This is a genomic window from Lacinutrix sp. 5H-3-7-4 (genome assembly GCF_000211855.2).
Classification (GTDB): domain Bacteria; phylum Bacteroidota; class Bacteroidia; order Flavobacteriales; family Flavobacteriaceae; genus Lacinutrix.
In genome coordinates this window covers 209,560-234,750 of the sequence record NC_015638.1, presented here as the reverse complement: position 1 = coordinate 234,750, position 25,191 = coordinate 209,560, and the positions used below count along the sequence as shown (strand labels likewise).

The 25,191-nt window shown below is 30.8% G+C and carries 18 protein-coding genes; all 18 read right to left on the bottom strand.

Annotated elements, in window-relative coordinates; all coding sequences use genetic code 11:
• Nucleotides 1-130 precede the first annotated feature (130 nt).
• The gene (locus LACAL_RS01095; RefSeq protein ID WP_013868847.1) at nucleotides 131-2,134 is read right to left on the bottom strand and encodes a DUF349 domain-containing protein; all 2,004 of its coding nucleotides are present in this window, start codon (nucleotides 2,132-2,134) and stop codon (nucleotides 131-133) included.
• Between the two features lie 101 nt (nucleotides 2,135-2,235).
• The gene (locus tag LACAL_RS01090) at nucleotides 2,236-2,973 is read right to left on the bottom strand and encodes a shikimate dehydrogenase (protein WP_013868846.1); all 738 of its coding nucleotides are present in this window, start codon (nucleotides 2,971-2,973) and stop codon (nucleotides 2,236-2,238) included.
• The gene (locus LACAL_RS01085; RefSeq protein ID WP_013868845.1) at nucleotides 2,966-3,985 is read right to left on the bottom strand and encodes a DUF368 domain-containing protein; all 1,020 of its coding nucleotides are present in this window, start codon (nucleotides 3,983-3,985) and stop codon (nucleotides 2,966-2,968) included. Before LACAL_RS01085 ends, LACAL_RS01090 begins: the two co-directional genes overlap by 8 nt.
• Complete coding sequence (locus LACAL_RS01080) at nucleotides 3,985-4,995, bottom strand: DUF368 domain-containing protein (RefSeq protein WP_013868844.1); 1,011 nt, start codon at nucleotides 4,993-4,995, stop codon at nucleotides 3,985-3,987. The genes LACAL_RS01085 and LACAL_RS01080 overlap by 1 nt, the downstream gene beginning before the upstream one ends.
• A gap of 183 nt (nucleotides 4,996-5,178) precedes the next feature.
• A complete protein-coding gene (locus tag LACAL_RS01075; RefSeq protein ID WP_013868843.1) occupies nucleotides 5,179-6,564 on the bottom strand; it encodes a tetratricopeptide repeat protein in 1,386 nt (461 codons plus the stop codon).
• 151 nt (nucleotides 6,565-6,715) lie between these two features.
• Nucleotides 6,716-7,906: an aspartate aminotransferase family protein gene (locus LACAL_RS01070; protein WP_013868842.1), complete on the bottom strand. Its 1,191-nt coding sequence runs from the start codon at nucleotides 7,904-7,906 to the stop codon at nucleotides 6,716-6,718.
• A complete protein-coding gene (locus tag LACAL_RS01065) occupies nucleotides 7,906-9,768 on the bottom strand; it encodes an OstA-like protein (RefSeq protein ID WP_013868841.1) in 1,863 nt (620 codons plus the stop codon). The genes LACAL_RS01070 and LACAL_RS01065 overlap by 1 nt, the downstream gene beginning before the upstream one ends.
• Nucleotides 9,769-9,910: 142 nt before the next feature.
• Nucleotides 9,911-11,182 (bottom strand): adenylosuccinate synthase, encoded by a 1,272-nt coding sequence (locus LACAL_RS01060; protein ID WP_013868840.1) that lies wholly within the window; start codon nucleotides 11,180-11,182, stop codon nucleotides 9,911-9,913.
• A gap of 15 nt (nucleotides 11,183-11,197) precedes the next feature.
• The gene (locus LACAL_RS01055) at nucleotides 11,198-11,656 is read right to left on the bottom strand and encodes a Fur family transcriptional regulator (protein WP_013868839.1); all 459 of its coding nucleotides are present in this window, start codon (nucleotides 11,654-11,656) and stop codon (nucleotides 11,198-11,200) included.
• Between the two features lie 95 nt (nucleotides 11,657-11,751).
• Complete coding sequence (locus LACAL_RS01050) at nucleotides 11,752-13,971, bottom strand: bifunctional (p)ppGpp synthetase/guanosine-3',5'-bis(diphosphate) 3'-pyrophosphohydrolase (RefSeq protein WP_013868838.1); 2,220 nt, start codon at nucleotides 13,969-13,971, stop codon at nucleotides 11,752-11,754.
• A gap of 105 nt (nucleotides 13,972-14,076) precedes the next feature.
• Nucleotides 14,077-15,006, bottom strand: coding sequence for a carboxypeptidase-like regulatory domain-containing protein (locus LACAL_RS01045; RefSeq protein WP_148256116.1), 930 nt, complete (start codon nucleotides 15,004-15,006; stop codon nucleotides 14,077-14,079).
• Between the two features lie 159 nt (nucleotides 15,007-15,165).
• Nucleotides 15,166-16,956: a DUF885 family protein gene (locus tag LACAL_RS01040; protein ID WP_013868836.1), complete on the bottom strand. Its 1,791-nt coding sequence runs from the start codon at nucleotides 16,954-16,956 to the stop codon at nucleotides 15,166-15,168.
• 125 nt (nucleotides 16,957-17,081) lie between these two features.
• Nucleotides 17,082-18,317 carry a DEAD/DEAH box helicase gene (locus LACAL_RS01035; protein WP_013868835.1) on the bottom strand — a complete coding sequence of 412 codons (1,236 nt, stop codon included), beginning with the start codon at nucleotides 18,315-18,317 and terminating at the stop codon, nucleotides 17,082-17,084.
• A gap of 57 nt (nucleotides 18,318-18,374) precedes the next feature.
• The gene (locus LACAL_RS01030; protein WP_013868834.1) at nucleotides 18,375-20,633 is read right to left on the bottom strand and encodes an FUSC family membrane protein; all 2,259 of its coding nucleotides are present in this window, start codon (nucleotides 20,631-20,633) and stop codon (nucleotides 18,375-18,377) included.
• 86 nt (nucleotides 20,634-20,719) lie between these two features.
• Nucleotides 20,720-21,295 (bottom strand): hypothetical protein, encoded by a 576-nt coding sequence (locus LACAL_RS01025; RefSeq protein WP_013868833.1) that lies wholly within the window; start codon nucleotides 21,293-21,295, stop codon nucleotides 20,720-20,722.
• A 16-nt stretch (nucleotides 21,296-21,311) separates the two neighbouring features.
• Complete coding sequence (locus LACAL_RS01020) at nucleotides 21,312-21,668, bottom strand: hypothetical protein (RefSeq protein ID WP_013868832.1); 357 nt, start codon at nucleotides 21,666-21,668, stop codon at nucleotides 21,312-21,314.
• 148 nt (nucleotides 21,669-21,816) lie between these two features.
• Nucleotides 21,817-23,439, bottom strand: coding sequence for an isocitrate lyase (locus LACAL_RS01015; protein ID WP_013868831.1), 1,623 nt, complete (start codon nucleotides 23,437-23,439; stop codon nucleotides 21,817-21,819).
• Nucleotides 23,440-23,512: 73 nt separating this feature from the next.
• Nucleotides 23,513-25,111 carry a malate synthase A gene (aceB, locus tag LACAL_RS01010; RefSeq protein ID WP_013868830.1) on the bottom strand — a complete coding sequence of 533 codons (1,599 nt, stop codon included), beginning with the start codon at nucleotides 25,109-25,111 and terminating at the stop codon, nucleotides 23,513-23,515.
• Nucleotides 25,112-25,191: the final 80 nt, after the last annotated feature.

The window sequence follows — 25,191 nt, the reverse complement described above, 5'->3', positions numbered from 1 at the left end:
GTTAGGAGCCAAAATCCTGTTTGATTTAAATCGAGCAGGATTTGGTTTTTTATAGCGGTTCATATTAGTATAAAATAAAAAATACCCGTTATAAACGGGTATTTTAATAGTTATTGAAATAAAATTCTAATTATTCGGTTTCACTATTCTCTGTATTAGTTTTAGCTGCAGCTTGAGCTTCTTCTTCAGCTTTCGCTTTAGCATTTTCCATTACTTTAATTTTTTTAAGCTTAGCTTTCCAAGTTTTTAAAGCTTCGGTTTGCTTATCTATATTATCGTAAACAGATTTTACTAAAGGATTTTTTCTGTCGGCATCTTTAAAAAACAGTAAGTTGTTTTGAAGCTGAGTGATTTCAGCATTTATCTCACCTATTTTTTTACGTATAAAATTATATTCGTTTTCAAGTGCTCTTTGGTCTCTGGCAGAAGATAAATCTTGAAGTTTATTTTCGTACTTCATCATTTCTACTTCACTTTTATTCATATCTAACGTGCCAAACAGCGTATCAAGTGCTTTATTAAATTCACTTTCAATTCTACGCTTGTTTCCAGGAACACGACCAATGTTTTTCCAGTTTGCGATGTGTTGTTTTATAGTTGCTAAATCTGCTTTTTGTTCTCCTGTAAGCTTTGTTTCTTTAACAAGCTTAAGCATGTTTTCTTTTTCTTGATATGCTTTTTCTTCTTCGGCACTAGCTTCGTTACGTTTTGCATGTACACGATCAAAGTAATGGTTACAGGCAGCTCTAAATTGTTTCCAAATTTTATCGCTGTCTTTTCTTGGTACATGACCAATGCGTTTCCAGTCGCTTTGAATTTTTTTCATTAGCGCTGTAGTCTTTTCAAAATCGTCACTGTCTTTATTGTCTTCGGCAATTTTAACAAGTGCTTGCTTTTTTTCAAGATTTACGTATTGGTCCTTTTTTAAATTTTTATAGAAAGCATTTTTTTTATGGTTAAACGCTCTAACTGCTTCTTTAAATTGAGCCCAAGTAGCTTCGTTTACCTTAATTGGTACTTTTCCTGCTTTAAAGAATTCTTCACGTAAAGTTTCAATTTCTTTAATTTTATTTTGCCAACTTTTATGGTTGTCTTGTGTGTTTTGGGTTTTTTCTTTTATAATAGCAATAATGCCTTGTTTTAGTTCAAGGTTTTTTTCGTACAACTCGTCTAAATGTTTAAAATAGTCTTGTCTTTTTGCATTTATTGCTTTGGTTGCTTGTTTAAAACGCTCCCAGATAACTTCGCGATGTTCTTTTGCTACTGGACCTAAATCTTCTTTCCAAAGTTTATGTAGTGCTTGTAGTTCTCTAAAAGCACGATTTGTGTTTTCTTCATTTACTAATTCTTCTGCACGTTCTATTATCTTGGTTTTTTTCTCAAGATTATGCTCAAAGTCTTTGTCTCTTAAATCACGGTCTAAATGTAACAAGTCGTAAAAGCGTTCAACGTTAAAGTGATAGCTATTCCATGCATTATTATATTTATCTCTTGGTATAGATCCTGCGTTTTTCCACTGTTCTTGTAAATCTTTAAACTCTTTATACTTACTATTCATAGTGCCATCACTATCTGTAAGTGTTTTTATTTGTTCTATAATATCAAGTCTAGAAGAAAGGTTATCTTTAAGTCCTTTTTCTAAATTTTTATAGTGTGTATTTAATTTAGTACGATACTCTTTATAGGTATCTTTAAAACTTCTTTGTAATGGGTTTGAGTATTGAAAATCTATTTCATTACCACCTTTACTTAAAAAGTCTTCTTTTTTATCGTCTAAAAGTGCATTAAATTTTTCTGTAAACTCACTTTTAATAGTTTCAACATGCTTTTTAATTGCTTGAACTTTTTGGTTTTTTACCAGTTTTTCAAGTTCTATAACTAATTCGTCAAGAGACATTGCATGATAATCTTTTTCTTCGATGCTATGTCTTTCTACATTTCCTTCATCTTCTGCATCTTCTGCATTAGACTCATCGATTTCATTAATTAAATCATCGTCACTAGAGTCACTATTAGTGTTTTTAGTTGTTGTGTCTTCAGGAGTTGAATTTGTAGGTTCTTGTTCTGAAGTGTTTTTGGTAGGATTTTTATCCTCAATTCCATCTGCGTTTAGCAGGTTATCTTGCTCAGACATTTGTTTAAATGTTATAGTTCTAATAAAAATTTAGACTTTAAAGATACTAAAATTGCATTATCTACAAAGGTTGAAGTTCTATAAAGCTTGTTTTAATAATTTTACTTATTCCAAATTTGCCATGATTTTTCGGCTTGTAAGGCAAGCATGCCATAACCATTCACGGTTTTTGCACCTTGATTTTTCCCTAATTTTAAAAATTTTGTTTCGGCAGGATTGTAAATTAAATCAAAAAGTAAGTGTTTTTTTGTTAGTTCTTGGTATGGGATCTTTGGGCAGCTTTCTATATTTGGATGTGTACCTAATGGTGTGCAATTTATTATAATTTTATATTTTTTTATATTTAAATCGTTTAATGCATCATAAGAAATTTCATTTGGATTTTTAGGGTTTCTAGAGACAAAAATAAATTTTATATTTAATTTTTTAAGGGCATATGCAATGGCTTTACTGGCGCCACCAGTTCCTAATATTAATGCTTTTTTGTGGTGTGGTTTTAAATGTGGTTTTAAAGTGTTTTTAAAACCGTAAAAATCTGTATTATAACCAACATACTTTCCTTTTTTTGTGACTTTTATAGTGTTTACGGCTCCAATGGCTTTTGCTTTTTTATCAAGCTTATCAAGATGTGTTATTATACTTTCTTTATATGGTATTGTAACGTTAAAGCCATTAATTGTTTTATCTTTTTTTAATTCGTTTTTAAATAAATCTATAGAAACCAAATCGAAATTCTCGTATGTTGTTTTGTCTATGTCTTCGGTTTTAAACTTTATTTTAAAATAATTTCTTGAAAATGAATATTCTATATCTTTTCCTATTAACCCAAATCTACGCATTAACTTTTTTTGTTTTTCTTCCGTACCATTCTAAACTTAGTACAACTGCTATTCCTAATATTATATAAATAATCGCCAAACTAGTTTCAAAACTTAATTCGGGCCAGTAACGTTTGTAGTTTTCAACTATTTGTTTTCCTGCAGAATCAATTAGTGATTTCCCATTGCTGTCTATTTTATATATGGTTTCTTTCCATGGCCAAACTACTCCTAAAGAGCCAATTATAAATCCAATAATTGATGCTGTAGTTACACTTTTATAGTGTTTTAAAATGTAATTTAAAACATGAGAAAAAGTTATTAAACCTACTATAGAACCTAATGTAAATACACCTAGAACTTTTAGCATTTTTATACGTTCTACATTTTCTATAAAACTAAAATTGCCTCCTAAAACTTCGAAAAAAGTATCGTAAAGTGCATTTACAGAGTCTACTAATAGTAATACATAGTTGCCAAGAAGAATTAATATAAATGAACCAGAAAAACCTGGTAAAGTCATGCCAGAAACACTAATAATACCACAAATAAAAACAAACCAAAGGTTGTCGTTTTGTGTTGCAGGATCTAGAAAACTAATACTTATACCAATAGCAGCACCTATAAATAATGCTGTATAAGTAGTAATTTTCCAATCTTTAAAATCTTTACTTAAATAATATATTGAGCCTAAAATCATCCCGAAAAAAATACTCCAGACGTAAAGTTCATAATATTTAATTAAGTAATCTAAAATTTTTGAAACACTAAAATAGCTTACAAGCATTCCCAAAAAAAGTAAGCCTAAAAATTTACCATTTATGTATTTTATTAATGTTTTAATACGGCCATTAATTAATAGCTTTAAAGCAGTGCCATTAATACGTTGTAAGGAATAAATAAATTCTTCGTAAAAACCAGCAACAAAAGCAACAACACCTCCCGAAACACCAGGAACTTTATTTGCAGCACCCATTCCTAATCCTTTTAAGACTAGAAATAATTTATCTTTTAAGCTGCGAGTACTTTCCATTATTTAACTTTTGAACCAACATATTCTAAAACGAATATGGTTAAAAACCCAGCAACCATTAAGGTTATTGCTAATGTGGTTTGCGAAGAAAGAGCATTGTTAATTTCTGAAAACTGTGATGGTAGAATACTACTTTCTGTTACTGTTTTAAAAGCATCAAAATTATTTATGTTTTTTTGGTAAACAGTTAATGTTCCTAATTCTGAAACTGCAGAAAAAGGTATAATTTCTCCCGATGCGTCATCCATTACAGTTAAGGTTTTTTTCCAAGGCCATACTTTATTTAATGAACCTAATATAAAACCAGTTAATAATGCTAAAGTAGCATTGTTATAGTTTTTAAATAACCATTTTAATATACGGCTAAAACTTAATAGACCAACAACAGCTCCTGTAGCAAAAATTGCAATTTTTTTAATGTCGAAATCATTAAACGCATTACTAAGTGTTTTGTAAGCACCTAAAATGACAAGAATAAATGAACCAGATATGCCTGGTAAAATCATGGCGCATATTGCAATTGCACCAGCAAAAAATAAAAACCACGGATTGTTATTGGCTGCTAGTGATGGTAAATTTGTAACATAATAAGCGATTAAAGCTCCTACTATTACGGCCATAATGGTTAAAGGTCTCCATTTTGTAATTTGCTTCCCAACAAAATAAATGCTTACTAATATTAAGCCAAAAAAGAAAGACCAAATTAAAATAGGATGCTGTTCTAACAAGTATTTGGCAATACGCATAAATGAAACAAAACTTACAATAATCCCTAATAATAAAGCTAATAAAAAGTTCCCATTGGCTTGTTTCCAGAAAGCTTTTAATCCTTGGTTTTTTAAAGTTTTAAATAGAGAAAGATTAATATTACTTATAGTTGTAATTAATTCTTCATATATTCCAGCTATAAAAGCTATTGTGCCACCAGAAACACCAGGAACAGCATCTGCTGCACCCATAGCTACACCTTTTAGAGATATTAATAAATAATCGGTTAATTTGCGTCTCATTTAGAAAGAATTGAAATGATTTTTAAATTTTTTCAATAAGTTACAGAAAAGTTTTTCATTTAAAACAAAACATGAGTAATTCACTTTGCTAAAAAAGAAAAATAATCTGCTAGTCTAAATCAAAGGTATGTAATTTATAATAGATGTTTTACTTTTTAACAAACGAAAAAAAGCTAAAAGTGACTACCTTTTAATTACGCTTTTCACTAATAAAGATTCGTATACTTGAGGAAATAACTCTTCTAGAATAATAATGTGCTCTGCATCAAAACGCATGGCGTTTTTTAAATGATAACTAGCTTTTTCTTGCTCGAATAATTGAAAGTATAAACCAGCCAATCTAAATTCTACTTCAGCATTTTCTGGATAAAATTCTGCCGCTTGAATTAAATTTAATGTTGCGGCTTCTGGTTCTCCTAATTGTTTTAATAAATCGGCACGCATTAACCAGGTTTCTAATTCGTAGTTACCAAGTTCTATGGCACGTTTGTGACCTCTTTCGGCTTCTTCAAGAAAGTTTAAACGATGATTAATTTTTGCATACAACTTCCAATATAGTACATTTTCGCTATCTATATTAATAGCTTTATTAATGTAATATAACGCTTTTTGGTAATTGCCTTGTTTGCTATAAAATTTAGTAATTGCAATCCAACCTTTGTCTAATAATGGGTCTTCATGAACAGTCTGGTAAAAATAATTTTGTGCTAACTCGTTATTGCCTAATTTTTCGTGACAATGTCCAATACGTAGTAAAGCAAAAGATGTTGGGTCTTCTAGACTTAACGTTATAGTATAGTTTTCTATAGCTTCGTTATATTCTTTTAATTTTTCTAATACTTTACCTTTTTCAATATATGCGCCTACAAAAGTATCGTCACTTATTATTGCAAAATCGAAAGCGCTTAGTGCTTTTTCAAAATCTTTTTGCTCAAAGTATTGCCTTCCTAATTGATGCCAAGCAACCTCACAATATGGGTTTTTATCAAGGTATTTTGTTAAAAAGCTTATGGCTTCTTCAGTTTCGTTTAAAAAATCAAAGCAGTAAATTATATTATAAAGTGAAGCATAATCTTCAGGATTTTGTTCCAAACAACGCATAAAACTATCTCTAGCTAAATCGAAACGATCTAAAAATAAATATTCCATACCTATAATAGAGTGCAGGTCTGAAGTGTCATCAGCTAAATCTAATGCCTTCTGTAGCACATTTATCGCTTCATCATGTTTATCTTCTTTCGATAAAATATTTGCTTTTTGAATGTAAATTTCTTCGTTTGAAGGTTCTATAAGATGTAATTGGTCTAATAAATCATTTGCTTTTTCTAGTTCATTTTCAAAAACAAAAATTTCAATTTTAAATAGTTTTAAATTGGTAGATGTTGGATGTTGATCAAGTCCTAATTTTATAGCTTTTTTTGCCAATGCAACTTTACCATTATTTAAATAATGGTGTATAATATTTTCAAACTCATTAGAGTCAAAAAACAAAATATTATTTGTTTTTAACATTGACTCAAACTTGGTGAGAGAGATTTTGTTATGTTCTTCTTCCTGGCTAAATTCCATAGGCACATTTTTTAGCGTTCAACAATAATAAAAGTAGTACTCAATTGTGCTTTTTTAAGGCTTATTGCGTAAATGTTTTTAACAAAGTAATCAACAACTATAAATTTTAAGGCTTTAAAATGTATTGTGTTTTGATTTGCAGTGTATCATATTATTTGTTTTCGCTTTGTATTATATTTAATATTTCAATAATGATGCCACAGCCAATAATGAGTTCTTGGTTTGAAATAGTTAGTGGCGGAGTTATACGTATAGCTTTAGGTTCAAAAAGTAACCAGAAAGAAATTAAACCGGCTTCTTGTGCCTTTAATATCAATTGATTAGTGATCTCGGCAGAAGGAGTTATAGCTGCTAACATTAATCCTTTTCCACGAATTTTGGTAATTAAATCGTGTTTTAAATGTTGCCTTATAAGTTGTTCTTTTTCTAAAGCTTGTGACATTAAGTCACTACTAATTACTTCTTGTAAGGTCGCTAGAGCAGCGGCAGCAATAACAGGATGACCACCAAAAGTAGTAATGTGGCCTAGTTTAGGGTTGTCTTGCAAGCAATCCATTAACTGGCTTGATGCTGTAAATGCACCAATTGGCATGCCGCCACCAAGGCCTTTTCCTGTTACTAAAATATCTGGAGTGCAATTATAATTTTGAAAACCAAAAAGTTTTCCAGTTCTACCAACTCCAGGTTGTATTTCGTCTAAAATTAAAAGAGCTCCAACGTCATGACATCTTTTTTGTACTTTTTGTAAGTAATTGTTTTGTGGCTCTATAAAACCTGCGCCACCTTGAATAGTTTCAAGAATTACGCAAGCGGTTTTATTTGTAATATGCTTTAAATGTGGTTCGTGATTAAAAGTTATATGGCTAACTTCTGGTAATAACGGGCGAAATGGAGCCTTACGTTCTTCAAAATCCATTAAACTCAACGAACCCATAGTGTTGCCATGGTATGCGTTGTGAGCTGCAATAATTTGGCTTCTTCCTGTGGCACGTCTAGCGAGTTTTATAGCACCTTCAATAGCTTCTGTTCCAGAGTTTACTAGATATGTTTTTTCTAAATTTTCTGGCAGATGTTTTGCTAATAATTTTGAAAGTTCTACAGCTGGTTTTTGTATATATTCACCATAAACCATAACGTGTAAATACCTGTCTAGCTGTTGTTTTATTGCTGAAATTACTTTTGGGTGACTATGCCCTAGAGTACAAGCAGAAACACCTGCGACAAAATCTAAATATTTGTTATTTTGATTATCGTATATATAAGAACCTTTAGCGTATGAAACTTCCATAGCCAAAGGATGAGGTGTTGTTTGTGCTTGATATTTAAAGAATTCGTTTTGCATTATTCTTTCTCCTTTTCTTCTCCTTCTTTTTTATCTTGACTGCTGGCTTTTATTGCAGGTACTAATTGAGGTTGTGCTATATTGGGTTTGATTTTTAAAGCTTGTTTTGGTATTTGTCTAGAAGCTTTAGATTCTGGCTCATTAGTTTCACTTGTTATACCGCTAACTCTAATTTTTGGTTTAGCTTCTTCATCTGCTTTTTCAACACGCTCTAAAAGTGCTTCATCAAAAAATTCTTCTTCAGGTACAAAAGGTTCTAAACCTTTAATTTTTACAAGTTCTAAAGGAGGATCGTCTTTAAACAAATCTTCAACGCTTAACGGCCTTTCATCTTCACGCCAATCGAAACCAACTAATTTTTTTGAGTTTTTAGGAAATTCTTCTTCAGGAAATGTTTTGGCTTCAGGATTTAAAATACGTTTGTACATATCTATATCTCCATTGCTAAACACCATTTCAATATTTGCAGATCTTGCTTTGTCTATACCTACAAGTTCGTCATTTTCATCTCTCATATAAAAAATGGATTCTGCATTTTTGTAAATATTTACATTTTTTAATTGGTTTTCTGTATCAAACAAACCAATAAGTCGTTTTCCTTTTATTTGGCTGTAACCATCGTCGCTTAGAGTATCTTTACTAATCATGAAAGCATTTTCAAATACAATTAAAGAATCTATTTTTTCTGTATCTGGATTAGATTTTAAGTGAATTGTATCTCCAGTCATCTGGTTTTTTAAATTCCAGAGTATAGGTCTTCTTTTAGTTGCAAATGCCTCTTGAGAAGATAATTGAGATAAATTAATTAATTGTGTTAAGCCTGTTTGGTGGTTTACGTGAATAGAATCTGCCTTTCCGCTAACATCAGACTTGTAAAGTTTTGCGTTTCTAAAGGCACGTGTTATTCTGTTGTTTTCTTTTCCTGTAACCATTAAAGTATCTGCGTGCATATAGACAGAGTCGTTTTCTTGTAAACTTACAGCTAGTGCGCGTTTTGTTACAAAAGCAGAATCTTTTGCTTTGTAAACTTCTGCATAATGACCTCGAATAATGCTGTTATTAATAGTATCTGTAATTGTAATATTATTTGTTGCTGAAGCGAAATCTATTTTTCTATCAAAATACATGCTGTCTCCAACAACTTGACGATTATCGTAATCTATTTTAGAGTTTTTAATAAAATATCCCGTATCTCCATTTGTATCATAAAAGCCACGTTCGCAATAAATGGTACTTGTTTCTCCTACTATTGTTGATGGTCCATACATGTATGCATGGCCACTTTCTGAATAAAAATCTAATTGATTTGTTGTTAATGTATATTCTGGATTTACAAGTTCTACTGTGTTTAAAAAGCGGTATTTCTTTTTTTGCATATAGTAACGACCAACAGTACTGGTAATTGTTCCTGAAGAGTCGCGAACTACTTTTCCAAAATCGTTATAAAATGCTTGTTGTTTAGTACGGTCAAAAAATAATTTTTCGGTAGTTAGAGTAGAGCTTGGCTCGGTTAAAACAACTTCTCCTTTAGCAACTGCTAATTGGGTTTTACCACTATACTCTGCATATTTTGCTACCATTTGTATGGTGTCGCCTTGTTTCATTAAAACATTACCGTAAGCTTCTACAAAATTTTCTTTTCCGTAAACTACGGCTTGATCACACCACATATCTATACCATCATGGTAGACGTGTACTTGGCCTGCATCACTGCGCGTTAATATTCTTGCTCCAGGAAATTTTTCTTCGTCTATAGAGCCAAAGGCTCCAGAGTCTTTAATTTCTATATTTTTTTGTTTTTGAGCAAAACTTTGAGTTGCTATAAAACTGAAAAATAAAAGTATAAATAGGTTTTTAAACATCTTGTTTTTAGAGTTTGAACAAAAATAACGATAATAATGAGTTGGCATTATGTATTGGCATAAATTTAATAGTAGTATAATACCAAAAAACCTGCCGAAAATTATTTCTTGGCAGGTTTTAATACTTTAGTGTTTAAGAAAATTATCTAAAAATAGTTTGCTTTCTGTCTGGTCCAACAGATACAATTTTAATAGGTATTTCTAATTCTTTTTCTAAGAAAGCAATATAATCGTTAAGTTCTTTTGGTAATTGAGAAGCGTCGCTCATTTTAGTTAAATCTTCGCTCCAACCTTTAAACTCTGTATATACAGGTTCTACGTTTTCTGGTTCTATATTAAATGGTAAATGCTCAATTGTTTCGCCTTTATACTTGTATGCTGTTGCTACTTTTAAAGTTTTAAACCCAGATAATACATCACTTTTCATCATCATTAATTGTGTTACACCATTAACGCGACAAGTGTATTTTAAGGCTACTAAATCTAACCAACCACAACGTCTCGCTCTACCTGTTACAGCACCAAATTCTTGACCAACTCTAGCCATTTCTTCTCCATCTGCATCAAATAACTCTGTAGGAAATGGTCCAGAACCAACACGTGTTGTGTAAGCTTTAAAAATACCAAATACTTCTTTTATTTTATTTGGTGCAATACCTAAACCTGTACAAGCACCAGCAGCTGTTGTGTTAGATGATGTTACAAATGGATATGTACCAAAATCAATATCTAATAGAGAACCTTGAGCACCTTCGGCTAAGATAGTTTTTTCATCTTTTAACGCTTGGTGTAAATAGGCTTCACTGTCTATAAATTGTAATTCTTTCAATCTTTCTACAGATTCGAAAAATTCAACTTCCATTTCGTCTAAATCGTATTGAATATCTACATCATAGAACGCTATCATGGCTTCGTGTTTGTTTGCTAATGCACGGTATTTTTCTTTCCAATCTGGCATTTCTAAATCTCCAACGCGAATACCATTTCTACCTGTTTTATCCATATAAGTTGGCCCTATTCCTTTAAGAGTAGAACCAATTTTAGCTTTGCCTTTTGAGGCTTCACTTGCTGCATCTAGTAAACGGTGTGTTGGTAAAATTAAATGTGCTTTTCTAGACACAATTAACTTAGCTTTATAGTCAATATCAAATTGATCTAAACCTTCTAATTCTTTTATAAAAACAACAGGATCAACAACTACACCATTACCAATCACATTCATAGCATCTTTGTGAAAAATACCAGAAGGAATTGTACGTAATACATGTTTTATACCATCGAATTTTAATGTATGTCCTGCATTTGGCCCACCTTGAAAGCGTGCAATAATATTGTAGTTAGCGGTTAATACATCGACAATTTTTCCTTTGCCTTCGTCTCCCCATTGTAAACCTAGTAGTAAATCTACTGCCATTATAAATAATTGTTTTTAGTTGTCTTTTGTTGTGTTTTTTGTGCCATAAAAATATAGGGAATGGTTGTTGATTTTTATATCAAAAACTTCCTCTATTGTTTTTTTTATAGACTGTATTCTAGGATCGCAAAATTCGATAACTTCACCAGTATCTGTTAATATAACATGATCATGTTGTTTATCGAAATAAGATTTTTCGTAATGTGCTTGGTTTTGACCAAACTGGTGTTTACGTACCAATCCCGAATCTAAAAGTAGTTCTATAGTATTGTAAAGCGTTGCTCGACTCACACGATATTTTTTATTCTTCATATTTAAATATAAAGACTCAATATCAAAATGCTCTTTACTATTGTAAATTTCTTGAAGTATAGCGTAACGTTCCGGAGTTTTACGGTGACCATTACTTTCTAAAAAAGTTGTAAAAACATTTTTTACAATCTCTTGATTTTTATTTTCTGTATTTGCGCTCATAATTACGCGACAAATTTACGTAATTTTTTGAGGTTATTCTATAAATTTGTAATATTCAATAGCGTGTTATCAATCAGTTATTAACAAGTGAAGCGTTACATGCGTGTTACTTTCTCAATACCATTAATCTTCTTCAGGTTATCCATAACCTTTTTTAATAGGGTTTTGTTTTTTACACTTAAATTAATTTTACCTGAGAAAATACCATCGTCACTTTTAAAACTAATGCTTGTCATGTTTACATGCATATTACTAGAGATTACTTTAGTAATATCGTTTACTAAACCAAGATTGTCTATACCAGAAAGTCTAATGTTTGCGTGGTATTCTTGTTGAGAAGAATCTATCCATTTTGCCTGCATAATACGGTAAGCATAATTAGATTGTAAGCTTAGTGCATTTGGGCAATTGTTTTTGTGTACTTTAATACCATCGTTAATTGTAAGAAATCCAAATACAGCGTCACCAGGAATTGGGTTACAGCAAGTGGCTAATTTATAATCTAGGCGTTCTTCTTCTTTACCAAATACCAACATATCGTATTTGTTGGTAATTTCGTCTTTTTCTAAATCTTCCTTTGAAACGTTGTTTTTTCGGTTAATTTTATTTTTTATAAAACTAACAAGTGCATTACTCCTAGAGGCTGCGTATTCTTTTAGCATTGGGTTACTAATAGAACCAATGCCTACACGATAAAATAAATCTAAACTGGTTTTAAGCTTAAAGTGATTAACCATTTCGTTAACCGATTTTTCATTAAGCGTAATTTTTAATTGTTTTAATTTACGACGTAAAATTTCTTTACCATCTTCTGCAATTTCTTTTTTCTCTTCTCTTAAAAGTGATTTTATTTTAGAGCGAGCACGTGATGTTGTAGCGTAATCTAGCCAGTTTGGATTAGGCTTTATATTCTCGGAAGTTAAAATATCTACTTGATCTCCGCTTTTAAGTGTTTGACTTAAGGGTACTAATTTACCATTAACTTTTGCTCCTCGTGTTTTCATACCAACTTCGGTATGGATATTAAAAGCAAAATCTAATGGTGTTGCGCCTTTAGGTAAAGATTTTAAATCTCCTTTGGGTGTAAAAACAAATATTTCTTTTGAGTATAAGTTGAGTTTAAACTGCTCTACAAAATCGACAGCATTAGTTTCGTGATTTTCTAAGGCTTCTTGTAAACGGTTTATCCACAGGTCTAAATTATCTTCTTTATCGTTTTCATTTTTATATTTATAGTGAGCTGCATAACCTTTTTCGGCTATCTCGTTCATACGCTCACTTCTAATTTGTACTTCTACCCAACGTCCTTTAGGTCCCATTACGGTAATATGTAAGGCTTCGTAACCTGTAGATTTTGGTGACGAAATCCAATCTCTTAGTCTTATTGGGTTTGGCCTAAAATGATCTGTTACTACAGAGTATATTTTCCAAGCTAAGAATTTTTCGTTTGCAGTATCAGATTTATATATAATTCTTACAGCAAATTTATCGTAAACCTCATCGAAAGAAACACCTTGCTTATCCATTTTCCTTTTTATAGAAAATATAGATTTTGGTCTTCCTTTTATTTCGTAATTTAAATTTTCCCTATCTAAAGATGTTTTTATAACGTTATTAAAGTCGTTTATATAGGCGTCTTGTTCTTCTTTACTTTCCTTTAGTTTAAATAAAATGTCGTTATAAACTTCTGGTTCTGTATATTTTAAGCTTAAATCTTCTAGTTCGGTTTTTATGTTGTAAAGTCCAATCCTGTGTGCTAAAGGAGCATAAATATATAGTGTTTCGCTAGCAATTTTAACTTGTTTATCTGGACGCATAGAGTCCATAGTTTGCATATTGTGTAAGCGATCGGCAATTTTAATAATAATTACTCTTACATCATCATTTAATGTAAGTAACATTTTTCTAAAATTTTCGGCTTGTAAAGACACATCCATTGCAGTGTCTTTACTCATAGACGATATTTTTGTTAAACCATCTACAATTCTTGCAACAGTTTCACCAAATAATTGTTCAATATCTTTTATAGAGTAATCTTCATTGTCTTCTACAACATCATGGAGTAGAGCAGCAGCAATAGATGTAGCATCTAGTCCTATTTCTGAAGCTACAATTCGTGCCACAGCAATAGGATGAAAAATATAAGCTTCACCGCTTTTTCTTCGTTGTTCTTTGTGAGCATCTACAGCAACTTCAAAAGCTTTTCTAATAAGTTTTTTATCATCTTCTGTTAATGAGGTATAACTTACTTTAAGCAGGTTTTTGTAGGCTTTTGCAATAGCTGCATTTTCTTTTTCAATTTCTAAGGCTGTCATAGAATTAAAAATAATATAAATATGTTAACTCTCAACGACTTTTTTTGTTTTTTAAACCGAAGTCATTCATTTTTAGTTAAAATGTAATTTTAAAGTATAAAATTTCTATTTTTTTTGGTAGACTTCCATTTCTAAACCTATGCCATAATTATTTAAACCTTCCATAAGTAGCTTAGATTTGTTAATGTTTTCTTTGTCGTAAAGCACCCATTTTCCGCCGTTTAAAAATACACGTTTTACGTAGGTTCTTTTTTCTTGAATTTTATCTGTAAAAGGTAAAAGCGGTCTAAATGTGGTAGATACTTTTACTATACCGCGTTTTGTTTTGACTTCTTGGTATTTTTTGTTAGGTAGTAGTTTTCCTTTAGCATCAGTATATCCCAATACTTGTAATGATACAAAAATACCAGATTTTGGTACGTATATATTAAAAGGTGTTACGTCAAGTTCAAAAAGTTCTTCGTTTTTTTCTGTAGCGATAAAAACAATATTATCGTAGGTTAATATATCTCCAGGTAAACCATTGTTGTTTTCGTAGAAATTGACTTTAAATTTAGTTGAAAATGGTCTTTTTTTGCTATTAGATTTATTACGTTTTCGCCATGTTTTGGCTTCAACTTTTATTGGTATTTTTATTTTAGTTAATCGTTTTGTTTGTTGCGTTTTATTAGGGAATAGTACTCCAATTTCACTTTCTATAGTTGGTAGCCAACATTTATAATAATCGTTATGTGTTGTTGGCTTTATTTTTTCAATTTTAAAAGGACCTTTAGGTTTGTTTTTTATAATAACCTCTTGCAGTTCACTTACCTTAGATTCCATTACTAGCGTGCTAGGTAATTGTTGTGTTGGGAGTTTTAAATCTTTATAACCTACTGCAGATAGATATAAGGTGTCTATGTCTTTATATAATTTTTTTGAAAAATAAAACTTGCCTTCTTCATCTGCAAAAATCCCATTGCCGTTACCAAAAGAAATGGTTGCATAGGCAACTGGATTTTGAGTCTCTGAAATTATAGTTGTGTTTTGTGACATACAACACAGTGACACGAAAAAAAAGCAGATAGTAAGATGTTTTTTTATAGACATTTTTTGAATTTAAATATTATCTAAAAATATAAAGTACAATTAAAAAACAAAAGTGTGATGTTTTTTAATTGTACTAAATATAAAACTTTAATTACAGTTTTGTTGTTATTTTGAAGCGTTTATCCAATTATCAATTTTGGTTTCTAATAAAGCTAATGGTACGCAACCAGTTTCTAATACTTGATTATGAAACGCTGCAATATTAAATTTCTCGCCCAAACTTTTTTCTGCTTTAGCACGAAGTTCTCTAATTTTTAATTGGCCTATTTTATATGATAATGCTTGACCAGGATTAGCCATATAACGTTCTATTTCTGAAATTATACTAGCTTCACTCTCTGCCTCGTGCGCTAAAGAGTATTTAATTGCTTGTTCTCTTGTCCAGCCTTTTGCATGCATTCCAGTATCTACTACTAAACGAATAGCGCGGTGCATTTCCATACCTAACATTCCAAAATATTGGTAAGGATCTGTGTATAAACCAAGTTCTTTACCTAGAGACTCGCTATATAAAGCCCAACCTTCACCATAGGCACTATACCACAAAGTTTTTCTAAACTCTGGTAAGTTTGTGTCTTCTTGTTGTAAAGAAATTTGATAATGATGTCCAGGAATTGCTTCATGTAAAAATAATGCTTCGTCACTAAAAACATTATATTTTGTAGCATCTGGAATTGGTGTATAAAAAATTCCAGGTCGTGTACCATCTAAAGAGCCAGGATTGTATTCTGCACTTGCAGATGCTTCTCTAAATTTTTCGGTTTGTCTTACTTCAAATGCTGTTTCTGGTTTAACGTCAAATAGTTTTTCTATTTGGGGTTTCATAGTTTCATGAATCTCGTTAAAATTAGCAATAATTTCTTCTGGAGTTTTGTACGGCATTAATTCTTTATTATTTCTAACATAATCGAAAAAAGAAATAATATCACCTTTATAACCAACTTGCTCTTTTACTGCTTCCATTTCTGCAAGTATACGTTTTACCTCACTTAAACCAAGTTCGTGAATTTGGTTTGCAGTCATTTCTGTCGTTGTGTAAAGTTTAATTTGGTGATCGTAATAGGCTTTCCCATTTGGAGTATCGCTAATGCCGCTAGAAGTTCTACCAGCTTCTAAATATTCACCATTCATAAAAGTATAAAGGTTAGTATAAGCAGGTTTTAGTTTGTTTTCTATCATGTTTGAATAAGATTCTGTAAGACGTTTTTTGTCTTCTTCAGAAAAATCTTCAGGCATATTTTTAATAGGTTGGTAAAATAAATGGTCTTCTAATTTAGTATCAATTATAGTTTTTAATTGTGGTGTAACTTTTATAATTAAAGACTTAGGTAATACGTGATTTACTTGAATGCCTTCTTTCATTTTAGCTTCGGCTGATGCTACCCATTCTAAATATTGATCAACACGTTGTAACCAATTCTCATAATCTTCTATGGTATTAAAAGGTTGTGCACTTTTACCGCTTGCTAATTGACCAATGGTTAATTGCTGTGTCCACATTTGGTTTATAGGCGTTAAATCTTGATTGTAATTAAAACCGTCTAAATTTATATTACAATCCCATATTAAAACATCACGACTTAATTGTTGTGTTTTTGTTAATTGCTCATTAGTATAAGATTCTGCTTTAGTTTTATAGTCTTGGTAGTAAGCTTTTGCTTTTGTAGCAAACTCATCTGATAGAGAATTGGGTAGTAAATTATTGTATCTATTATCTCCTGCAGAGGTTGCTGCTAAAGGATTTAGTTTTAAACCGTCTTGATAAAAATCGTTTAGCATACCGCTAAATTCTGTATTTTTTTCTGTAGAGTCTGGTGTTTCTGTAGTAGAGCTTTTGTCGTTTTTACATGATGCGAGTAGCGTTATCATGCATAAAATTGCTAAATAGTGTTTCATTTTAAAAGTTGATTTTAAGCTACTAAAGTACATATTAATTAAGTAATGTAGAAGAATTTGTATGTTGTTGCTTGTTCTTTTTTAATTGAAATACTATTTAACTAAAAATAAAAACGTTGGTAAAATTAATACCAACGTTTTTTCTTCTTTTTTGAAGCTTCACTTTTTCTTCCTTTTTTATATTTAGAACCTTGTTTTTTGTGAACTTGAGGTTTTGCTTTAGGATCTAAAGGATATGGATGATCTTCTACAATATCTAATTGTAAATTAATAAGTTGTTGTATGGTTTTTATATACTCTTTTTCATCTGCAGAACAAAATGAATACGCCATACCAGTATTTCCAGCTCTTCCGGTTCTACCAATTCTATGTACGTAAGTTTCTGGTACGTTTGGCATATCAAAATTGATTACTGCATCTACATTTTCTATATCTATACCACGCGCAGCAACATCTGTAGCTATTAAAATATTAACCTCATTTTTCTTGAATCTATTTAAAGCTTCTTGTCTTAAGGTTTGGCTTTTATCACCATGAATACTATCGGCTTTATAATTGTTTCTTAAAAGCGTTTTTTCAAGTTTATCTACACCATATTTTGTGCGTCTAAAAATAATTATTTTACCTTTTACTGTATTACGTAATAGGTGTAAACATAATTCTATTTTTTTAGGTTTTGGTACGTAATAAAGTGCTTGATTTATGTTTGTTGAAGTTGATGAATTCTGGGATACTTCAACACGTTTTGGGTTGTTTAAAATGGTTTTTGCTAATTGTTCAACCTTATATGGCATTGTTGCTGAAAACAGAAGGATTTGTTTTTCTGCAGGACAAAGTCTTTCAATTTTTTTAACATCGTCTATAAAACCCATATCAAGCATTAAATCTGCTTCGTCTAAAACTAAGGTTTCAACATAGTCTAAATTTACTTCATCTTGTTTGTGTAAATCTAATAATCTACCAGGAGTAGCTATTAAAATATCTACGCCTTTTCTTAAAACATCTTTTTGTGGTTCTATGGACGCACCTCCAAAAATAACTGTAGAACGTAGGTTAGTATATATTAAATAGTCTTGAAAATTTTCTTGAATTTGTATTGCTAATTCTCGTGTAGGGCTTATAATTAAAGCACGAACTTTTTTTTGATTTTTGGCAGCATCTTGTTTATCGTAAAGCAACTGTAGTATAGGTAATGCAAAAGCTGCTGTTTTTCCGGTACCGGTTTGAGCAGAGGCAATGACGTCTTTTTTATTTAAAACTAAAGGTATTGTACGCTCTTGAATTAAGGTTGGGTTATCATAACCTTTTTCGGCAATGGCACGTAATAATGGTCTGTTAAGTTTTAAATCTTTAAATGACATGTAATTAATTTTATGCAAAGATAACTTAAAAGTTATAGCAGTTTTAATAAACGTGTTTTAATTAAAAACCGACTTATATTTTTTTGCAGCATTGGTTAAATTTGTAGACAGCGTTTTGAGCCAAAGTAGTTGGTTGCTTATTAAATGTGCTTCTTGAAGGTTTAGTAGTGCTTTATTATCTATTTGCGTTTGTCCAGCTTCTATAGCCATATCTCTTTTTTGAGATAAATTCTCGTAATGTTGCTGAAGTCTTTTATGTGCTTGGGCAGTTTCTTTTTCTGTTGTAAGCTTTGTTATTTTGTTGTTTTCTAATTTTGAAGCTGTATTGTTTAATGTGTTAAAAATACTCTCTGTAATGGTGTCAAATTCTTTAGAAGCAGAAGTAGTTTTATGGTTAAGTATATAACTTCCAATTGAAGCAATTGCAGATAAAATAGTATGGTTTAAAGTTACCATGTCGTAAATTAAAGCCGATTCTTTTTGTTTGGATTTTGGATCTTGTGTAACGCGTTGAAAAGCAGCGTTTAAATTACTCATAGCTAAAAATGCTTCCTTTCTAGAAATTTTATAATTTAAATTATTTTCTTCTTTATTGTGGTATAATGCTTTAGTGGCTTGTAGGTATTTTCCGTTTGAAGTTATTACGCCAACAATTACGGCATCTAGATTTTTATATTCCCAACTTGGAAAAACCAGATAGTTTGCAACTATAGCAATAGTTGCTCCAATAATAGTATCTATTACTCTATATTGAATAACCGAAAATGCATTAGGGTCTATTAAAGAATAAACAAATACAATATTTAAAGTAATAAAAGCTGCGCCTGCTTTATAGCTTTGCTGTATTAACGAGAAGGCAAAAGTTAAAGATACTACAGCTAAAATCATGTAAACTGTAGTGTTTTTAGTAATTAAAATAATAATTATTGCTATAACAGCGCCAATTAACGTACCTATAATACGGTTTTTAGAGCGTTCTTTTGTTAAACCATAATTGGGTCTCATTATAACTATTATGGTAAGTACAATCCAATAAGCATTTTTTAAATCTAATAAGCTACCTAATAAAAAGCCAAAGACAATAGCGATTGATAGTCTTAAAGCATGCCTTAGCATTGGTGATTTTAAGCTAAAATGTTGTAATAGAATATTAAATCTATAATCTTGAGAGGTTAAAAACTGTTGAGAGGTTTTAATTTTTAAAGATGCTTTAGTGTTGTCTTTTACTTTTTTAAGTACACGTCTAATAGCTTTTACTTCTTGTAAGAGTTGTTTTTGGTAATCTTGAAGGTTTCTTAATGCTATTGCGCCATCTCTAGCTTCTGGTAAAGTAACTACATCTACATAATCTTGAATTGCAGTTTCTGTTTTTTCAAATGTTTTGTTTAATTGTTCTAAGTTTGGAAGTTTTCCTTTTTTTATTAAAAGTTCAGATAAAGCAATTAAGTGATTGCCTAAAACTTTATTCATTTTTTTAAAAACTATTAAATGTGATTTATGTAAACCAAATATGGAATCTATTTTTGAGTAATCTAAAGAATTTGCTAGAGCTAACTCAAAAATATCCACTAGTGAAATAAATATTAAAAGCCTACGCTCATTAGAAAATGATCTACCAGAACGTTTTCTTCCTTCTAATAGCGATTCACGCAATGTTTCGTGTTTTTCGCTAATTTGTGTTTGTAATATAAGTGCCTTTTTGGCGTTTTTTTCTCGTTTGTTTTGTTTGGTAAGTAACTTGGCTCTTATTTTTAAAAATTCTCCTGTAAGTTGTAATGTGTCTGATAGTAGTTGATCATCATCCTTTTTAGGAAATAACCAGTTAGATAGTAGTGAAACAATTAAATACCAAAGTCCGCCAACACCAAGTAAACCAACATGTAATACTATAGCTTTAATATCAGTTTTTTCTACAGCTAATGTTAAAACAATTGCCAGTAGGCCAGAAAATGAAATTAAAGATGCTCTAAAGCCATAAACAGAAATTAGGCTTACTAAAAAACTAATAATTGCAATTGCTATTAATAATAATATGAAATAGGGTTTTGTAACAAAAACTATAAATGATACTAAAAGGGTTAAAAGAATACTTATAAGTATACCATTAATTTTACGCCTTAAACTACCAGGAACATCGCTTGGTGCATTTAAAAATGTTCCAAGTGCAATAGCTGGAGCAAATTCAAATAAATTGGTAATATTTAAAATTGCTAAAGGTAAAACAATAGCAACTGTTAATACAATACCTCTGTAAAAGCTAGAGCCTTTTAGAAATAACTCGGTAGTAATTAAATGTGTTTTTAACTTATTCTGCACAGTTTAGCAAAGGTAGTTTAATTGTTTTTAGCGTGTTTTAAATTATACGTTTTATAATAAAAACTTAACTTTTACTTAGCGTTAACTTAGTTGCATAGTTGTGCTTTAATGCCTAATTGCTTACTTAGTTTTTGCCGTCTTACGGTGATTTTATTGGGGTTCGTTTTTAAAAATTTTATAGGCAATACAGTAGTCGTTGTAATAGCATTAAAAGTTGCTTCGTGCTCAAAATAGCACTCATTACTATAAGTTGTATTATTATAGTTAAACTGAAACTCTATTACATACAAAAACGTTTTGACTCTTTTGTTTGTGCTACTATCTAAATTTTTTAGATTATGTGAATAGTCATCAATTCGTTTATTTGTGATTTTAGCTAAAGTGTAGCTCCCATATTTTTTAGTTAAAGCTTGTTCATAATAATATTGCAGGCTAGAAGGTAGTGTAAAGAGTATAAAAGCAGAACTAAGTAAAATAAACCCAAAACCAAAAGCCATAAATAATGTACCATCAGTTTTAAATTTACTACCTAAATATGCAAAAAAAGCACCGAAAATTATAAATACTAACCAAATACCTAATAAGCCTAAGTGTTTTTTTATGGCAAACACTATAAACTGTTTTCTATCATTAAAGGTTAGTTTTATTTTTTTGTTTTTCAATAGTATATTTTTAAATCTATTTTAAAAGAAAATAAGTTAATATTAGTACTACAATTAATAAAAAAATAATAATCGAGTTTTTGGCTTTTGTTTGCTTGTTTTTTAAAACATGAGAGCCTTTAAAATTACGTTCTTTATTTTTTACAATAACATTTCTTTCTGTTATGGTTGGTTCTATAATAGTATTTTCTGCACCGCCATAAAATTCTGGATTTTCTAGAAGGTTGTCTACAATATCCTTAGAATCTTTTAAAGATAAATTTGTTTCATCTTTTACGTATTTAACTGCTTCTATAGTACTATTTTTTTCTATTAAATTTAGCACTTTAGCTTTGTTTAAAATTTTACCGTTAATTTTTAACTGATTGCTCATAAGTCTTTAGATTATAGTTTATAATTAAGCATAAGACTAAAATAATAAAAGATTTAATGAAACACTTTTACTTTAAGAAGCATTTAATTAAAATAAAAAAAGAGTTAGCTAAAAGCTAACTCTTTTTTATAGTTAAGAATGTTTTAAGTTATACTGCAATATTTATAAAAGGAGTAGTTTTAGTAGTGTTTTCAAATTGGTTTGATGTGTTATTTTCTCCGCTAGCTTTTAGTGCTTTTTCTCCTGCAAAAAATGTTTTATGATCATCACCTAAATCAGATCCTGCCATTCTTTGGTGTTTTACGCATGATACGCCTTTTCTAATCTCTTGACGTTGTACTTCTTTTACATAAGTTAACATGCCTTCTTTACCAAAGTATCCTTGAGTTAAATTATTCATATGCAACGCAGTTGTGTGATAAGTTGGTAAGGTTATTAAGTGGTGAAATATTCCGGCTTCTCTTGATGCATCTGCTTGAAACGTTTTTATATTTTGGTCTGCACGCAGACTTAACTCTGAATTATCATACTCTTCAGCCATTAAATTGTTTCTATCATATGCCGTAAGGTTTTTTCCTTCTAAAAGCATAGCATCATATGCTTGATTTCTAAAATTTAAAGTCCAGTTAAATGATGGTGAATTATTGTATACCAATTTTGCGTTTGGAATTGTTTCGCGCACTCTATTAACCATATGCGCTATTTGTTTAACGTTTGGAGTTGGTGTTTCTATCCATAATAAATCTGCTCCATTTTGTAAGCTAGTTACACAATCTAATACAACACGGTCAATATTGGTACCATCTCTAAATTTATATAAGCCATTGGCAAGACGAACAGGTCTAACAAGTTTACCATCTCTTTTAAGTAAAACATCATCTTCTTTAGCATTATTAATATCAATTTCTTCTGCTTCAACAAAGGCAAGATATTGTGATGCTAAATCTCCAGGTTTTTGACTTACAGGAAGTTTTTGTGTTAATCCTGCACCTTCAGAATCTGTTCTAGCAACTATAATCCCGTCTTCAATACCTAATTCTAAAAAAGCATATCTTACTGCATTTAGTTTTGCTATAAAATCCTCATGTGGTACGGTAACTTTGCCATCTTGGTGACCGCATTGTTTAGCATCAGATACTTGGTTTTCAATTTGTATTGCACAAGCACCAGCTTGTATCATTTTTTTTGATAATAAATAGGTTGCTTCTTCATTACCAAAACCAGCATCAATATCTGCTATAATAGGTACAATGTGAGTTTCGAAATTATCTATTTTGTCTTGTACGTCTTCACCATTTTCTAAGCGTCTAAATAAATCGTTTAATTCTATAGCATCTGCTTGACGCAAGAAATCATAAATTTCTGCAATTAATTCAGGTACAGCAGTTTTTTCATGCATAGATTGGTCTGGTAATGGGCCAAACTCTGAACGTAATGCAGCAACCATCCAACCAGAAAGGTATAAGTATTTTTTGTTTGTAGTTTGGTGATGTTTTTTAACAGCTATCATTTTTTGTTGGGCAACAAAACCATGCCAACAACCTAAAGATTGCGTGTATTTTGTAGTGTCTGCATCGTACTCTGCCATGTCTTTTCTCATAATGGCAGCGGTATATTTAGCAATATCTAAACCTGTTTTAAATCTATTTTGTATTGCCATTCTTGCAGCGCTTTCTGGTAATATTGCATCCCAGGTATTTCCATATTTAGCTTTTAGGCTTCTTACTGTTTCTAGCGCAGAGCTATAATTTGTTTGTGCTAAATTTTTCATAATTTTGTGTTACGTTATTTATTATTAATAATTAGATCCTGTAGATTGTTGCCGCAATCGCAGGATTGTTTTTTTAAATGTATTGGTAAGCTGGAAGTGTTAAAAATTCTTCAAATGTTTCCGCGAGAACTAAAGAGTTAAAAAGGTCTATAGCAAGTTTAAACTTTGTGTTTTTTATGTTTTCTTCTCCAATTTCGGTAATTATTTTTTCAACTTCATCATTAAATAACTCATTGTAAAACGCTTGGTTAAATTCGCGACCATCTTCAATAATAACTTTATTTTTTAACCACTGCCAAATTTGTGTTCGTGAAATTTCTGCTGTAGCAGCATCTTCCATTAAGTTATACAGTGCAACAGCTCCATGACCGCGTAGCCAAGCTTCGGTATATAAAATGCCTACATTAATGTTTTTTCTAATACCAGCTTCAGTTATTGTACCTTTTGGTAATTGCACTAAATCATGTTCTGTAATATTAATATCATCTCTTGTTATGTGTAATTGGTTTGCATTTGGCATGTGTTTATTAAACTCATTTAACGCAACATTAACTAAAGCAGGATGCGCAACCCAAGTACCATCGTGGCCGTTTTTTACTTCACGTTCTTTATCTTTTCTTACTTTTTCTAATGCATTAGCATTGGCTTGTTCGTTATTTTTAATAGGAATTTGAGCAGCCATACCGCCAATTGCTAGTATGCCTCTTTTATGGCAACGTTGTATTACTAACTTAGAGTAAGCGTCCATAAACGGTGTTTCCATTGTTACTTGATCGCGATTAGGAACAACAAAGTTAGAGTGGTTTCTAAACTTTTTGATATATGAAAAAATATAATCCCAACGTCCACAGTTTAAGCCTACAATGTGATCTTTTAATTCGTAAATAATCTCGTCTAATTGAAAGCTTGCAGTTATTGTTTCTACTAAAACTGTTGCTTTAAATGTACCTAAAGGTATTTTTAAATAGTCTTGAGCAAAAGCAAAAACCTCATTCCACCAGCGCGCTTCTAAATAATGTTCTAATTTTGGTAAATAGAAGTAAGGTGCTGTATTGTTTTTTAATAGTGTTGCTGCGTTATGAAAAACATATAAACCAAAATCTACCAAACTTCCTGAGGTTTCTTGGTTGTTAATTAAAATATGCCTTTCATTTAAATGCAAACCTCTAGGTCTTACTAATAATACAGCGGTTTTGTTATTTAGCTTGTAAGATTTATTTCTTTTTGTATCTACTAAAGCAATGGTTTTGTTGTTGGCATCCATTAAGTTTTGTTGTCCGTCAATAGTATTTTTCCAGGTAGGCGCATTGCTGTCTTCTAAATCTGCCATAAAGGTTTTGGCGCCAGAGTTTAGAGCATTAATTATCATTTTTCTATTAACAGGTCCTGTAATTTCTACACGTCTATCTTGTAAATCGTGTGGTATGTTTCCTGCTGTCCAGTCGCTTTCTCTTATAGTTTTGGTTTCTATTGGAAAGTTTGGAAATTTACCTGTATCAAAAACTAACTGCTGTTGTTCTCTTCTTTTTAAAAGTTCTAAACGTTTAGAATTAAATTTTTCGTGAAGCGCAGTTAAAAAGTTAAAAGCATCATCGGTTAAAATTTCTGGATAGTAATTTTTTACTTCTTTAGAGAAAGTAATTTTGTGCGATTTTAAAAGCGTGTTTTCCATACTGTTATAATTTTATAGTACAATATTAGAACAAAGATTTTTAAAAAACAAGCGAACGTTCGCTAAATATTTATTTTCGC

Excerpts from the sequence above, each read along its gene's own strand:
- LACAL_RS01095 (WP_013868847.1), bottom strand. The coding sequence starts at position 2,134 with ATGTCTGAGCAAGATAACCTGCTAAACGCAGATGGAATTGAGGATAAA.
- LACAL_RS01090 (WP_013868846.1), bottom strand. The coding sequence starts at position 2,973 with ATGCGTAGATTTGGGTTAATAGGAAAAGATATAGAATATTCATTTTCA.
- LACAL_RS01085 (WP_013868845.1), bottom strand. The coding sequence starts at position 3,985 with ATGGAAAGTACTCGCAGCTTAAAAGATAAATTATTTCTAGTCTTAAAA.
- LACAL_RS01080 (WP_013868844.1), bottom strand. The coding sequence starts at position 4,995 with ATGAGACGCAAATTAACCGATTATTTATTAATATCTCTAAAAGGTGTA.
- LACAL_RS01075 (WP_013868843.1), bottom strand. The coding sequence starts at position 6,564 with ATGGAATTTAGCCAGGAAGAAGAACATAACAAAATCTCTCTCACCAAG.
- LACAL_RS01070 (WP_013868842.1), bottom strand. The coding sequence starts at position 7,906 with ATGCAAAACGAATTCTTTAAATATCAAGCACAAACAACACCTCATCCT.
- LACAL_RS01065 (WP_013868841.1), bottom strand. The coding sequence starts at position 9,768 with ATGTTTAAAAACCTATTTATACTTTTATTTTTCAGTTTTATAGCAACT.
- LACAL_RS01060 (WP_013868840.1), bottom strand. The coding sequence starts at position 11,182 with ATGGCAGTAGATTTACTACTAGGTTTACAATGGGGAGACGAAGGCAAA.
- LACAL_RS01055 (WP_013868839.1), bottom strand. The coding sequence starts at position 11,656 with ATGAGCGCAAATACAGAAAATAAAAATCAAGAGATTGTAAAAAATGTT.
- LACAL_RS01050 (WP_013868838.1), bottom strand. The coding sequence starts at position 13,971 with ATGACAGCCTTAGAAATTGAAAAAGAAAATGCAGCTATTGCAAAAGCC.
- LACAL_RS01045 (WP_148256116.1), bottom strand. The coding sequence starts at position 15,006 with ATGTCACAAAACACAACTATAATTTCAGAGACTCAAAATCCAGTTGCC.
- LACAL_RS01040 (WP_013868836.1), bottom strand. The coding sequence starts at position 16,956 with ATGAAACACTATTTAGCAATTTTATGCATGATAACGCTACTCGCATCA.
- LACAL_RS01035 (WP_013868835.1), bottom strand. The coding sequence starts at position 18,317 with ATGTCATTTAAAGATTTAAAACTTAACAGACCATTATTACGTGCCATT.
- LACAL_RS01020 (WP_013868832.1), bottom strand. The coding sequence starts at position 21,668 with ATGAGCAATCAGTTAAAAATTAACGGTAAAATTTTAAACAAAGCTAAA.
- LACAL_RS01015 (WP_013868831.1), bottom strand. The coding sequence starts at position 23,439 with ATGAAAAATTTAGCACAAACAAATTATAGCTCTGCGCTAGAAACAGTA.
- aceB (WP_013868830.1), bottom strand. The coding sequence starts at position 25,111 with ATGGAAAACACGCTTTTAAAATCGCACAAAATTACTTTCTCTAAAGAA.